Origin of the sequence: Candidatus Tisiphia endosymbiont of Temnostethus pusillus (genome assembly GCF_964264675.1) — a bacterium.
Lineage (GTDB): Bacteria > Pseudomonadota > Alphaproteobacteria > Rickettsiales > Rickettsiaceae > Tisiphia.
Genome location: NZ_OZ183472.1, coordinates 1,116,632 through 1,131,044, shown reverse-complemented (window position 1 = coordinate 1,131,044; position 14,413 = coordinate 1,116,632). Strand labels below are relative to the sequence as shown.

At 30.9% G+C, this 14,413-nt stretch carries 11 protein-coding genes; 4 read left to right on the top strand and 7 right to left on the bottom strand.

The genetic code is table 11. The features are described from left to right. Positions 1–398 precede the first annotated feature (398 nt). Positions 399–614 carry a hypothetical protein gene (locus tag ACFEL2_RS05145; protein WP_341751182.1) on the top strand — a complete coding sequence of 72 codons (216 nt, stop codon included), beginning with the start codon at positions 399–401 and terminating at the stop codon, positions 612–614. Next, complete coding sequence (locus tag ACFEL2_RS05140) at positions 615–875, top strand: type II toxin-antitoxin system RelE/ParE family toxin (protein WP_341755541.1); 261 nt, start codon at positions 615–617, stop codon at positions 873–875. A gap of 80 nt (positions 876–955) precedes the next feature. On the opposite strand, the gene ACFEL2_RS05135 is transcribed toward ACFEL2_RS05140, so the two are convergent. Further along, a complete protein-coding gene (locus ACFEL2_RS05135) occupies positions 956–1,843 on the bottom strand; it encodes a HEPN domain-containing protein (protein WP_375331676.1) in 888 nt (295 codons plus the stop codon). A gap of 229 nt (positions 1,844–2,072) precedes the next feature. Further along, positions 2,073–2,888 carry a hypothetical protein gene (locus ACFEL2_RS05130; protein ID WP_375331675.1) on the bottom strand — a complete coding sequence of 272 codons (816 nt, stop codon included), beginning with the start codon at positions 2,886–2,888 and terminating at the stop codon, positions 2,073–2,075. 432 nt (positions 2,889–3,320) lie between these two features. Between ACFEL2_RS05130 and ACFEL2_RS05125 the strand changes: the two genes are divergently transcribed. Next, the gene (locus ACFEL2_RS05125; RefSeq protein ID WP_341751177.1) at positions 3,321–3,656 is read left to right on the top strand and encodes a transposase; all 336 of its coding nucleotides are present in this window, start codon (positions 3,321–3,323) and stop codon (positions 3,654–3,656) included. A gap of 35 nt (positions 3,657–3,691) precedes the next feature. Here ACFEL2_RS05125 and ACFEL2_RS05120 read toward each other — a convergent pair whose 3' ends face one another. Then, a complete protein-coding gene (locus tag ACFEL2_RS05120; RefSeq protein ID WP_375331674.1) occupies positions 3,692–6,112 on the bottom strand; it encodes a hypothetical protein in 2,421 nt (806 codons plus the stop codon). A 310-nt stretch (positions 6,113–6,422) separates the two neighbouring features. On the opposite strand from ACFEL2_RS05120, the gene ACFEL2_RS05115 reads away from it, so the two are divergent. After that, positions 6,423–6,638, top strand: a complete 216-nt coding sequence (locus tag ACFEL2_RS05115) for a hypothetical protein (protein WP_375331673.1) — start codon at positions 6,423–6,425, stop codon at positions 6,636–6,638. 121 nt (positions 6,639–6,759) lie between these two features. Here ACFEL2_RS05115 and ACFEL2_RS05110 read toward each other — a convergent pair whose 3' ends face one another. From ACFEL2_RS05110 to ACFEL2_RS05095, 4 genes are all read right to left on the bottom strand, one after another. After that, entirely contained in the window at positions 6,760–7,659 is a 900-nt protein-coding gene (locus ACFEL2_RS05110) for a MobA/MobL family protein (protein ID WP_375332392.1), read from the bottom strand. A gap of 638 nt (positions 7,660–8,297) precedes the next feature. Next, positions 8,298–9,539 carry a hypothetical protein gene (locus ACFEL2_RS05105; protein ID WP_341758074.1) on the bottom strand — a complete coding sequence of 414 codons (1,242 nt, stop codon included), beginning with the start codon at positions 9,537–9,539 and terminating at the stop codon, positions 8,298–8,300. Positions 9,540–9,953: 414 nt separating this feature from the next. Continuing rightward, on the bottom strand, positions 9,954–10,697 hold the full coding sequence (locus ACFEL2_RS05100; RefSeq protein ID WP_375331672.1) for a hypothetical protein: 744 nt from the start codon (positions 10,695–10,697) through the stop codon (positions 9,954–9,956). 270 nt (positions 10,698–10,967) lie between these two features. Next, entirely contained in the window at positions 10,968–13,976 is a 3,009-nt protein-coding gene (locus ACFEL2_RS05095) for a LuxR C-terminal-related transcriptional regulator (RefSeq protein ID WP_375331671.1), read from the bottom strand. Positions 13,977–14,413: the final 437 nt, after the last annotated feature.

The following is a 14,413-nucleotide window of genomic DNA, read 5'->3' as shown; positions in this document are numbered from 1 at the left end:
GTCAAGTTGAGTTTGCATTAAATTATCCAAGTAACCTCAGTATTAGAGCCAAGTGTAACATTTCTTTTTCAGCATTAATAATTTTTGCTTATTGTAAAAATAATTGTTTTAACTCGTAGCAAGAGTAACTTTATCAAGTGGTTTATCATAGATACCCCTATTTATCTATTTTAAGGCTATTACACGGCTTTTTAGTGTTCTTATGGTAGGGAAAAATCAGTTTTTTAAATTATTACGCTCTAAGTCTAAATATGGGCTTTTTTATTTATATGGGTTTGCTTTAAAATAGATAAGTTAAAAACTTAACTGAATGCCACTATTTACATCGATCCCTTTTATTGATATTCTGTATCAGATATGATACAATTGAGTCATAACAAATAAATTGTAGTGATCTTATGGCAGCTAAACGATTATTAGTGTCTTTAGACGAGAAAATATTTGATGAAATTGCAGGTCTTGCTAAAATCAACAATGAATCCCTATCTAAAGTAGCAAAAGACCTTATTATAACTAGTCTAGAACTTCAAGAGGACAAAATATTAGCTAAATTAGCAGATGAAAGGATAGGTAATACTAAGGAATGGATTCGTCATACGGATGTTTGGAAATAAATGTATAATCTTCTCTATTCAGATCAAGTTATACATAAAGATATCCCTAAGCTTTCTACACCAGTTAAATATTTAATAAAGATAACCATTGAAAAAAAGCTATTATCTGATCCAATAAAATTTGGTAAACCTTTAAAACATAGCTTCAAAGGTTGCCGCTCCCTCAGAATTGGTGATTATAGAGTGATTTATCAAATAGTAGATACAACAATTAATATACTAGTAATTCAACACCGCAAAGATTGTTATAATAATTCATAACAACAAAACTACTATACCCTAATACCCTCAAACTTATAGGTCATTGCGTTTATAGACTTACTTTGTCTATATTAAGGAGCTTAAATTACCTCTTTATTAATCCTTTCCAAGCAAATTTTTTCTGTCACTGTTTTTAATTTTTTAACTCTATCAATAAGGTAAAGTAGCTGTTCTTTAGTTATTTTATAATCTTTGTTATAGCGAGCTTCAATATAAGCCTGTTCAAGTAATCTAAAACATTGCCTTTGCTCAATACTAGAATGAGGAAATATTTGCCATAGTTCTTCATTGTAATTTCCAGCTATACTACCTAGTTTTCGTATATCGTGCAGTTTCGGTTTATAACCGGAAAAAACTAACAGGATAGCATTATAAAAACTTTCGGTAGCTTGATGAAGTAAAAAGGCTGAAAATGGATAATTACCTCTTTCTAAAGGATATCCACATTCTAAAAAAAACTCTGCTCCTTTTGTAAACCAGTACTCATAATCTTTTTCAGCTATTTGTCTTCTTTCTGTCCAAGGTAAATTTTTAGCTTCTGCCAGCTGAAACTCGCCACTATCATATAAGAGTATTCCTTCTTTCTTAATATCAGAAAAGAAATAATGCCCCTTCTCTAACTGGCTATTTACCGTCTTGATTGATTCTAGTACCAAAGTTACCCATAACTCAAAAGGATTTCTTAATGATTTTTTTTCCAACCTTTTTTCTATTTTATCTTCTATTGCTAACCCTGCAAGACCGGCATGTTTGCCTTTCTTCATGACTAACATAATATCGAGATCACTTTGATAGCTATAGGTAATATGACCTTTTTTATACTCATCTTGTACCCAATCTCCTCTAGCGTAAGAGCCAAATAAAATAATCATCGCAATCTTGTGCTTTGATACAGCGAGAATTTCTTTGACGATATTATCAAGTCTTTCTTGAATTATCACGGAGCGTTCGGGTAAAACAGTTTTCATATATTTGTAATGCAGCTATCTATAATACAGATTACTACAATTGGCATAGATATTGCAAAAAGAATTTTGCAAATTCACCTATGTACAAAAATCTCCCCTATAACATTTAGGCTTTTATTTGAGTACCGTGATATTGTTGCAAGCAAAACATGATCTTTTTTGGTGTAATAGATACCTTTTTAACCACATCAATATATTCACTATTAAAAAAAGATAAATATTTTTAAAATTATACCTCCAGTTTTTTGTTGTGACTTTCTAGAGTCTCAATTAACAGCTCTTGTACTTGATAACTAATATTTGCATTTTCAAAATCTGTGAAATCTATTATTATTTTGCTTGTAATTTTATTATTAGACTCTAGAAGTCCCACCAGTGTTATTGCTCCATTGTCAGTAATATTATTATAGCTAAGGTTTATTTGGCTGATGGTTCTATTAGTTTCCAAAGCTTTAACAAGCTGGACAATCCCAACATCACCAATATCATTATTATTAAGAGATATTTTCTTTATAGTGTTATTATTTTTTAGAAGTCTTGCTAATATGATTGCTCCTTTATCAGTAATATTATTGCTACCAATATCCACTTGCTTTATAATTTCATTATTTGTTAGAACTCCTGCCAGTATATCCGCTCCCTCATCACCAATATCATTGCCTCTAAGACTTATTTGCTTTATGGTTTTATCATTTTCTAGAAATTCATCTAGTATGATTAGCCCTTGAACCCCAATGTTGTTATATTCAATATCTATATTAATCAAACTATGATTATTCTCTAACAGTTTGATAAGCAAACTTAGTCCCTCAAGGTCAATATCGTTGTCGCAAAGACGTATTGCGGTTATAAGCTTATTATGTTCTAAAATTTTGCCAAGTATTTCAATTCCTTCTAAACCTATACGAACATCGATAAGTTCTATATAAGTTATATTATTGCTCTGCAAAACTTCTCTAAGTATTTGTGCAGCAATGTTAGTGATATTATTTATTTTTTCATTTGTTGAATCATTTTGTTGTTGATTTTTGACATTGCTCGTCATACAATTAATCCCTGTTTTTTGTGTTTGGAAAATAGACACTGAGGTTAGATTTAAAAATTTGCTGATTGTTGCTTCTAACCTCGGTGCTTAACACCACACCACGTAGTATTATCTTCACACATATCTTTATTAATCCTAGAAGTACACCTTTTTGCTCACAATTAGTGATTTTTTATAAAATTTATTATTAGTAGTGTTGAACTGGAGACAGTGGCCAAAATTATTAAATAAGCACATAATTTAGCTAATTAAGATTTAATGTGTGGCGACATTAATCAGAAATATCAAGTCGCTACACATTCAAATTTTTTATTTCATTACCTCAAATAGCTACAATCTTAAAAAAGCAAGGGTAAATAATTTTATTAAAATTTACCACTTAAAGCATCAAGTATCACTTTATTATTGGCAACAATGGCATCTAGGTATTTTATGACTTGTTGTAAATATAAAGAGAAGATATATTTGATTTGTGATAATGCTAGGTATCATAAGTCAAAGAAAGTAAAGGAGTATCTAGTAAATAGCAAAATAGAATTAGTATTTTTACCACCCTATAGCCCTAATCTTAATCCGATTGAACGATTATGGAAATTTATGCATAGAATTGTAACAAATAATAAATTTTACCATAATTTTGCTCAATTCTCAGAAGCTATAGATAGATTTTTTGCTAATATTGATAAATACAAAGGTAATTTGCTTACTCTTATAACTGACCAATTTCAGACTATAACTTTTAATCATTTTGCCAACTCTTCAGGTTAATTGAGTATACTTACAGCAAACTGTTTCGCAATCTCTTAGCAGTACAAATCACATTTTAAAACTATATCGCCAAGTAAATTGTTGGTAAATTCTTCATTTACCAGCTCATAGTTGTACAAATTATGTTCCTTTGCTCTGGTGATAAAATTCTGACCTTGGGTAGCAGTATTAACCATAATATTACCAATTTTCTCTAAAGCTGCAACCTTAAAATTTTCATCATGACTGAGGCTGAATGCGTCGTGATAATATGTTTTAGCTTTCTCAAATAAACCTATAGACTCAAAATACTCAGCCCGCTTTAGCATTATATCTGGATTTCTTTTATCTTGTCCTAACCATGCCTTAAAACATGCCTTTATCTCAAATTCATCATTAACTACTTTATAACAATCAATCGCCTTAGCATATTCACCCTTGTTAAAAAAGAGCTGCCCCAGTTTTTCATAGATCTCTGGTAAATGGCTATTGGCTTCGATAGCTTTTGCATAGTAAACAGATGCCGCTTCATTGCCACCATCCTTCTCTGCGATACTAGCTAAGCAACTATAGGCTATAGCCTTAAGATTCTTGCAGGCAGGAGAATCTTGATAATTTTTCAGGTATTTTAGAGCTTCATGATAATAAGCTGAGTCAGATTGGTTGTTATCAATAGGCAAATTATTAACTTGATACTCAAGATTTTCTGTCACTTTAGTATGGCAAGCCGTTATTAACTCTGCAATCTTTGCATGATCAGGCAATTCAGCTTTACAGACATCAGAAAAGAATTGCACATAGTCATATTGCTGCTGTAAACAATAACCATACTCTTGTATCTGATGCTTAAGCTGAGAATTATCAGATTCAGCATATTCAGCAAAAATCTCCACTGCTATCTGCAAGTTGATTAGGGCAGTTGATATGCTATCTATTGGCTTATTAAATACTTTTTGCAATCTTGATAATAATTCCAGCTCTAGAAAATATTCACCTTCACTATGTTGTTTTAGTTCATGGTAATTAATTGATGAGGGTATCCAATCTTTGACAAGATGATAATTCTCGGAAAATGCATTGAGTGGATTGACATTCAAGCACTTAGTTGCATTACCAATAGCTTTAACTATCACTTCTAATAGTTGATTAAAATTGTTACTGGCAGTATTTAACAAATGAGATGAACACTCCTTAGCTTCCTTTGAAATAGTTACGTTGACCATCTCACCGTTAACGTCAGAATATTTGGATGATGTGTCTATTGCTGCCAGTAAATCGGGTGCAACTAACTCACCTTCTTCATTTGGTCTATGGAATAGATGTATTGAACAATCTTTGAGCTTATTAACTAGTTCCTTGTGTTCATCCTTTGCCCTTTGATTATCTGTTAATATTCTCTCTATAGATTTTCTGATATGCTGAGTATCCTTGTCTTTTGATACCTGGGTAATTACTAAAGATATGCTACCCCCTATAGAACCAACATCCTTAAAACTTTTCATAAAGTTAGATAGCGTTTCAAGGAAATCATTGCCTCTTTTACTCCTTAAATCTGATTCAGCTATTATCAACACAAATTTCAACTGATCTGTAGTCTCAAAGAGTCTTTTAATATAGAAGCTGTTAGCAATTTCCTGAACAGGCTCAGTATCGTTAAAGCCAGGGCAGTCCCAAATGATTATATCTTTAGCAAAACATTTATTAGGGATTTTAGTCTCGGAAGCCAGTTTATGACCAATGACAATATTGGCAAGTGGCTGCATCGCATCAATAACCAGTTCATCAGTTTCATTATCAAAAATCGCCTGTAGTTCTCTGCCACTAAACAAATGAGCGAGTGTACTCTTGCCAGCCCCGGTATTACCAAGTAGCAATATTCCCTTTTTGCCATGTTCCTGCAGACGGTCGTTACCATCTCGGATTAAATCCGATACTTGCTTGATAGTAGCCTGATTATCCTTGTCAAACTGATTATCCCCATCTGCTACCTCAAATAATTTTACAACCGGTATTTCTAGTATATATTCTTTCATTTTCGCTTCCTCTATGGCTTTTAATTTAGCTTCCTCTTGCTCTCTAAGCTTTGTCTCTTGCTCAAGTTTCTCAGCTTCTTGTCTGGTTTTTTCATCTGCTTCTGCTTGTTGTTGCTGTTTTAGTATCTTAGCAGCTTTTTTAATAGGGTCTTTATTAATCTGTAATTCTGTTGCTATCTCTTTTGCTATAACATCTCCTATCTGGTTATTATTAAGGTAAAGAGTAGTAATAGATTTATTATCCTTTAAGCATTCTGCTAGCGATTTCGCTCCTGCATCTCCTATCTGGTTATTATCAAGCCGAAGAGTAGTAATAGATTTATTATCCTTTAAGCATTCTGCTAGCGATTTCGCTCCTGCATCTCCTATCTGGTCAGAAGAAAGGTTAAGATTAGTAATAGAGTTATTTATTATTTGTTGTATAATTGTTTCGGTTAATGGCATTTTTCCCTCTCTTTTATTTTGGTTAAAAGTGAATAGTACTTGTAATTATCAATAAAGTACTGTTAATTATTTTTAATAATAGCCATATCAATTCATCTAAGATTAAATAATAATAATTTGTCAAACAACTAAATAACTACTTGTTGCTATTTTCTAGTAATTAGTTGTGATTTTTTTAGCATCATTATTGCCAAACAACTTAAATTATATTAGTGAAAATATGAGGTAAAAATAGCACAAAATATGATGCAAATTGTGATTTTTTATGATATAATAACTCCCCTACGATACAGATACTATAGGGGATTACATGAGAAAAATTGCAGTCAGATTTAACAAGCCACAAGATATCAAAAATCTTAGAAAAATCATGAAAAATGTTTACACAAGTAATAGTGATCATTTACCGGATGTCGCTAAATTTCATTTGGGCGATAAGGTCTTTATACCGAGTCAGGTAGATAGAGCAGAGTTGCACATAATAACTGCGAGCGACACTGAAATTATAACATTTTCTAACTGCTAAAATAGTTAAATTTTGGACAGGACTTTCCTTAATATTTTCTGTTGCTAAATCTTCTGCTACTAATTGTTTACTTATCTCTCTTAAACGTTGCTGAAATCCTTGTTTATCCGCTTGCCATGACTCAATATCTACAGCTAACGTATCGGCCTAATGCTATAGCAATTTCTTCCTTAGTAAAAACTGGCTTGTTAATTGATAATTTCTGAAAAACTAATTCTATATCTTCTCTAATCTTGGTAGCATTTTCTTTTAGTATTTGTTCATTTATTAACCTTAATTTTGAGTCTTGTATATAATGTGCTGTTCCTTCATGGATAGTCGGTATTAAATCAATTCCTCTTGCTTTATGCGATAAATGTGATACCTTAGCTAAATGACCATATTTTTCTAAATATTGGTTGATGAAATAGGCTACATTTTCTCGATAATAATATAAAAAATTTCTTCTTCCCCAATCACGTCCTTTTTCACCAAAAATTACTTCACCATTTTCTAAACGTAGTAGTTTTCTAGTAGTCATCTGAATGTGGGCATGAGGATTATTTGGATTGTCATAATGAATGTTTATATCTGCTATCATACCATGGCTAACTAGGCACTCAGAAGCAAAGTGTTCGGTAAGTTCAGTATTCTGTTGTTGAGTTAATTCCTTTGGTAAGGCTATGGTCAGCTTTCTAGCGGTTTCAGCATTTTTTCTTGTTTCGCTACTTTCTGCTCTATTCCATAATTCTTGTCTATCATACACCCAACTAGGAGAACCCTCTAGAGCTAGAATTACGCTATGAATAAGTCCTTTCTTGCTGTTAAAATTATAGGTAATAGTGCGTTTTTCTCCTGTTTTACGGTCAGTTGTAAAAAACTGCAATTTACTTCTTGAAATATAGCTACTTGCTGCAACTGCATTTTGTCCTTTGCTTCTTCGTACTTCTGATTTATTACAGTGATATATTGCCATTGCTATTACCGCTATAAGCTGTAAGTTTTGGGTAATAGCAATGACAAAAACTGAATCTTTGAGCACAGGCAAACTAGGTTTACCTAGTTTGCCCAAGTGCGGGTAGAGGGATTTCAAAAGCAAATGCTAAAACCTAACTTGTAACTACATAGTTTATTTTATTGGCAAGCTTTATATAGGCAGCAGAATGCTCCTTAAGTGGGTTATTTAGGTAAGGTAGGTGGGTGAAGAAAAGAGAGGTAAAAAAAGAAAATGGTTTATCTAAAAAATAGCTATAGGTGGAAAATATTAATTGATTGTAAAATAAACGAACTATATAAATTTAAGGAAAAGTAGCTATAATTTTATTGAACTGGTAGTAAGTTAAAAATATTACAAATTACTTTATTAAAAGTAAGCTTTTTGTAATAATAACTCAAACGTGAAAATTGGTTAGAAAATTTAATAAAAATACTTCTTTGTTTAAAAAGGCAAAAAATTACAGATATATTGGAAATATTTAATATTTTTGTAATAATATAAAACTGCTTGACAAGGTAGATTGAACTCGTACAAGACTCCTTTTGGGTTGGTTATTTTAGATTTTTTATCTGAAATTTGCTAAGGTAAGTAGAATTGGCAATGACGTCAATAAATTTGCATTTCAGTTAGTCTTTAAGAAAATAACAATATCAAGACTAACTGAAAAAGTAGTGGGGTTTTTTCTAGTTTATAGTTATACCATCAGTTTCTATATAGTTGTTCTCTAGATTTTCAATTAATAACTCTAGTTTAGGATCAATATTATTAAGATTAACATCATAATTTTCATTGTCGCCAAAACTCACCATTATTTTGCTGACAATATTTTTATTACTTAGAATTTTTACAAGTTTCTCTGCTACTTTACGACTAAAAATATTGTGACCAAGTGTTATTTCGGTTAGAGTCCTATTAATTTCTAAAGCCTTGAAAAGTTGTAAAGCCCCCTCATTACCAATATTGTTACCATTAATATGTAATCGCTTAAGGGTTCTATTATTTGCTAAAAATTCAGCCAATATTATTGCTCCTTGTTCACCAATATCATTATGTTCAAGGTCTATTTCGTCCACAGTATTATTATACTCTAACGCTTTAACAAGGTACTTTACTCCTTTATAGCCAATATTGCTTTCACCAAGATTTATGTTGGTTACAGTCTCATTATACTCTAAATCTTTACTAAGTATCTCAGCTCCTTTTGGCCAAATATAGTTTCCAGCAAGATTAATATGGGTTATAGTATCGTTATACCGTAACATACTACTTAACGACTCTATTCCACAATCCCCTATATCAATATCTCTAAGATCTAGGTATTTTACAGAGTTATTACGTTTTAAAACCCTAGCAAGTTCCCTAGCTCCCCAATTTCCAATATGATTTTCACTAAGGTTTATTGCTGTTATATTATTATTGTTCTCCAAACTTTCCGCAAGCCTAAATCCTCCATTTTGAGCAATATGATTTGCTGCTAGCTGTATTTGACATAAATTTTTATTTATTTTTAGAACTTTGGCAAATCTAATAGCCCCCCTACTAGTAATCTTGTTGTGGCACATATCTATGTGACTTACAGCATTATTGTTTTCTAGGGCTTCAGCAAACCTATGCATACCTATATCACCAATTTTGTTGTTGCTTAAATCCACTCGGGTTACTGTGTTGTTGTTTTGCAAAAACTTCGCAACTATATTGACTCCCTCATCGTCAATATTACTATTACGAAGATTTATGTGGGTTAGTGTTTTATTCTTTTCTAATGCTTTGCTAAGTAGCTTGATACCACCACTACTACCAATATTATGTTTGCTAAGATTTAAGTAAGTTAATTTTTCATCAGCTTGTTTTAGTGCAAAAGAAATATCACTTGTTAATTTAATTTGTTTATTATTTTGTGGTTGATTTTTAATATTGGTCACCATACAATTAGCTCCTGTTTTTTTCTTTTAGAAAATAGTGGCACGGGGGTTAGATTTTAAAAATTTTCTGATTCTTTGCTTCTAACCTCGGTGCTTGAACACCACACCACGTGGGTCACTACTAATATATTACCCTCATCACTAACAGAGTCCAGAGAAGTTTTAGCACCTATGGTGTTTTTTTATAAAATTCGATAAGTCTGCGGTAAAACGGAGACAGTGGGTAAAATTATTGTTATAGTTAGGGGCTAATTATTTTAGATTTTTTATCTGAGATTGGTCAAGGTAAGTAAGCTCGGTAATGACGTCAATAAAACCAATAAATTTGGATTTCAGTTAGTCTTCAGGAAAATAACAATACAAGACTAACTGAAAAAGTAGTGGAATCTATATCTAGTTTATATTTATACCATCAGTTTATCTGTAGTTATCTCTTAAATTCTCGATTAATAACTCTGATAGTGTAGAATAATTATAATTAGAATTAATATAATCGTAATTAATATCATAATTTTCGTGACCGAAAAAACTTATCATTATTTTGCTGACAATCTTTTTATTCTGTAGACTTTTTACAAGCTCCTCTGCCTCATGATGATAAAAAAAAGCGTAACCAAGCGTTATTTCGGTTAGAGTCCTATTAAATTCTAAAGCCATGCAAAGTTGAAAAGCCCCATTAGCACCAATATTATTATCATTGAGATGTATTCGCTTGAGAGTCCCATTATTTGCTAAAAATTCAGCTAGTATGTCTGCTCCTTGATCGCCAATATCATTATGTGCAAGGTTTATTTCGTCCAAAGTATTATTAATATTTAACGCTTTAACAAGATGTTTTATCCCTTCATAACTAATATTGTTGTTGCTTAGATTTATTTTGGTTACTATGTTGTTGTCTTGCAAAAACTTTGCAACTATCTTTGCTCCCTTATCGTCAATATTACTATTATGAAGATTTAAGTAGGTTACCGTTTCACTATTCTTTAAAGCTTCGTTAAGCAGTTTGATACTACTACCAATATCATGGTTGCTAAGATTTAGATAGGTCAATTTTTCATCAGCTTGTAGTTTTTGCTTAGCTTGTTCTAGTTCAAAAGAAATATCACTTGTTAATTTATCTTGTTTATTATTATTTTGTTGATTTTTAATATTGGTAAACATAGAATTAACTCCTATTTTTTGCTCTTTTAGAAAATAGTGGCACTGGGGTTAGATTTTAAAAATTTTCTGATTCTTTGTTTCTAACCTCGGTGCTTGAACACCACACCACGTGGGTCACTACTAATATATTACCCTCATCACTAACAGAGTCCAGAGAAGTTTTAGCACCTAGGGTATTTTTTTTGAAATTCGATAGATCAGCGGTAAAACGGAGACAGTGGGTAAATTTATTGTTATAGTCAGGGAATAAATAGTTATAGTAAAATTTAGCTAACTTTTCTGTAATAAAATTTTAATAGTTTTTTCTTTGTTATAAATATTATTTAGTTCTTGTTCAAGATGTAGTTTTTCTGCTTGTTGTTTTGCCTTGTTACAATAATTCAAGGCTTTATTGAAATCTCCATTGCTGAGATAAGCATCGGAATAAGTTAAATAAAAAAACATTTTTGTCCCATCATCAGCTATTTCCTCAATTAGGTTATTATATTTATTAAACTCTATTATCACTTTATTAGCTTGGTTTGTTAACATAAGTAATTTTCCATACAATGCTATTGATCGCAAATAACCTCTAGTGTTATGAGTCTTGTTAAATAGTGTTATTGCTTCTTGAATTGATTTAATGGAAATCTCTATTTCTAGTTTATTTCTATTAATCTTAGTTGTTGTTTTATTTTTGACTAAACCAAAAGTAGCCTTATTAAACAATAAGTTTGCCTTTAAATTTTTTAGATCATTATCCTTTATTGACTTACTTACTTTTATATCATTATATCTGTTAATTGCTGCATTTATTTTTTCTTCTGCCTTTTGATAATTACCCATTTTACAAAAATATGCTGAGTATAAATATAAGATTTTACATTTTAACATTTCTAAACCGTCAGTTTTCTGCAAATATCTATTGACCTCATCAAGAATCTTTAGAAATTCTTGATATTTTTCTTGATGAAAATAGACAGAAGAAGTCATTAAATCCATTGCCGCAAGATTTTTATTATAGTTATCCTTAAATTTACTTTTAAATTGTTGGTTAGTTTCAATAAGTTGTTGAAAGGAATTAGTAAGCTTAAACTCATGTTCATTATCTATAAAAAACTGCAATAATGATTCAAACCATCTTAAATTTAATGTAGAACAAATATTATTTTTACTGTCTAGGGTTTGCTGGAGTTGGTGACGTAACACTGCCTGCACTAAGCGATGAATAGCAATATGATCATTACCATTATAATTGATCATGGAATATTGCCACAATAGAGCAATGTGCTTGTTTAACGTTAATTGTGGCGATGATAAATTAGGATAAGTTGATTGAAGCCATGCGAGTAATAGTTTACGAGAGATTTTATCGGGTGCTAGGTAAGCACAAACTGTTAAAAGTTCAATAGCTATTGGTGGTTCATTATTAATCTTAGTCTCTCTAACAATTGCTTCTAAACTAATATTCCATGTTATGGCAACGGATTGGTTATTTGTTCCTTCAGGTAAAATATTGCTTGCTAGTAACTCTGCTTCATGACTCTTGTAAAGATATAAATATTCTAGTATAGTTATATGGTTTTGCCTAATATAAGCACCAGCTTGTACTAGTGCTAATGGTAAGTATCCTAAAATTTCTACTAATTTTTTTATTTCATTTTGTTCTTCGGCTGTATCTTGCTGTATTAAGGACCTTATTGTTTTTACAGCCTCCTGTTCTGTCATAACATCAATAGGCAGTATTGAAAAATTTGTTGGCCAATAACGTTGACGAGTTGTTAAAATAACATATCCGCCAGCTTTTGGTAAAAATGCTTCAATTTCACGATAGTTGTTGACATTGTCATAAACTAAAAGCCATCCAGGATTGTCAACTAGCCATTGTTTAACATAAGCAATAATGCTTTCTTTGGTATAATTGACTTCTGCGTATCCTAATAATTTGGCAAACTCAACATACTTGTTATATAAATGATCAACATTTTCAGCAGGAAACCAAACTTTAAGCGTATAAGGATATTTTGTATGAGTGATATATTGCAAGGCTAATTGTGTTTTACCGATTCCCCCAAGCCCAGCACAGGCACTAATTGCTAAACTACTGATTGTTGGGGGTGTATGATGGTGATGTAATTTATTATATAAATCATCCAATAAATTTTTTCTGCCGATAAAAATATAATCTTGTCTAGGTACATTCCAAGTTGTCAGGTTTTTTGTAGATATTATTGGTTTCTGTGCTGTAAGTGATAGTGATTCTTCTCCTTGACTACTAATAGTTTTACTAACATTTACTTTATGTTCAAGTGTAAAAAAGCAAATACCACACATTATCAAAACAATTATGCTAATTACGCAAAATACTAATATATAAATATTTTTTGTGTCACTTTGCATATCTCTATTTACCGAAGGAGATATAGGGTAAATTGAACTAGAATTTTCTATTATACTACTATATCTTTCCTTAAACTTACGGATAATATTCTCGATATTTGTATTAGGGAAAAGTCTTGTGATGATTTCAAGAAACAGAAAATGATATAGTTTGTATTGTGAGGGATTAATATATTCAAAATTAGTTTGACTCGTTTGTTGAGATAATATTTTTATACATTGTTCTTCTTTTTCTAAAAGGAAGAACACTTTAGATATCTCTTTATCATCATCTACAATGATAGAACAATGTTCCTCTTGGTCGGGTATATTAGCTTCATTTATAGCTAGAACATAGATTGTGCATTGTTTTAATTGTATGCCTGTAGAACTGATCTCCTTATGCTTTAAGCATACTACTATAGGAGTAGTATTAGGATTCTCTTGAAACTCTATAGAAACTGTTATGCCTATAAGTCGTAAATCAATACATAGTTTATTGACCAGCAAGTTTAAGTTATCCTTTCCTAACCTTGGTAAAACAATTAGAAAGGACAACTTATCAGATTTTGTTAATATTAAAATTTCCTGTAGAATTTTATTAAATTCTTGTTGGATTAATAAGCTCAAATAATAACGGTGTATTAGTTTGTATTTATCAGATTTCTCTATAAAACTTATAATTCCTTCTCGGGAATTTGCTGCTATTTTTCGTTTAATATTAAGAATATGACTTTCGATAGTCTTGGTTTTAAGCGATTTATCTTTAGTTGATAGAAAATTAGCTATTCCTTTTGCATTTTTCCCATGCATAATGCATGCTATTATATCTATTTCCCTTGGTGTGAATCTTATACCGTTAATAATCATCAGATGTTTTTCATAAATCTCTTGTGGACACAGTATCTCTTTGTCTTCCATAAAATCTAATTTATTTTAACTATTATTATCCTACAAGGTTAAAAATTTCTAATTTAAGATTATAGGTATCTGTTTTAAATGCAAAGATAAATAGAAAGATTTTTAAAATTATTTCTAAGTATTTTTTACTTACGTACAGTACCTACTGATTTTCTGAGCATTGATAATAATAATTTTCTAATTTAATGTTTTGAAATACTGCACTATTAAGAAGGTTGGCTATATCTCTTACTAACTCGGCTAACTTAAACACAGGATAGTTGTAAACACTATAACTTTGATAGTTCAGCACCAACAGTTTGTTTATGTTATTACATAAATGCTTTTAACACTTTGTTTGGTGCTTTGTAGTGATTGAGCATGCTCCTATTGTCATAAGAATACAATAAGATTAAAAAATATTTATTTTTTAAGATTTTAATTGACCCTATAAACTA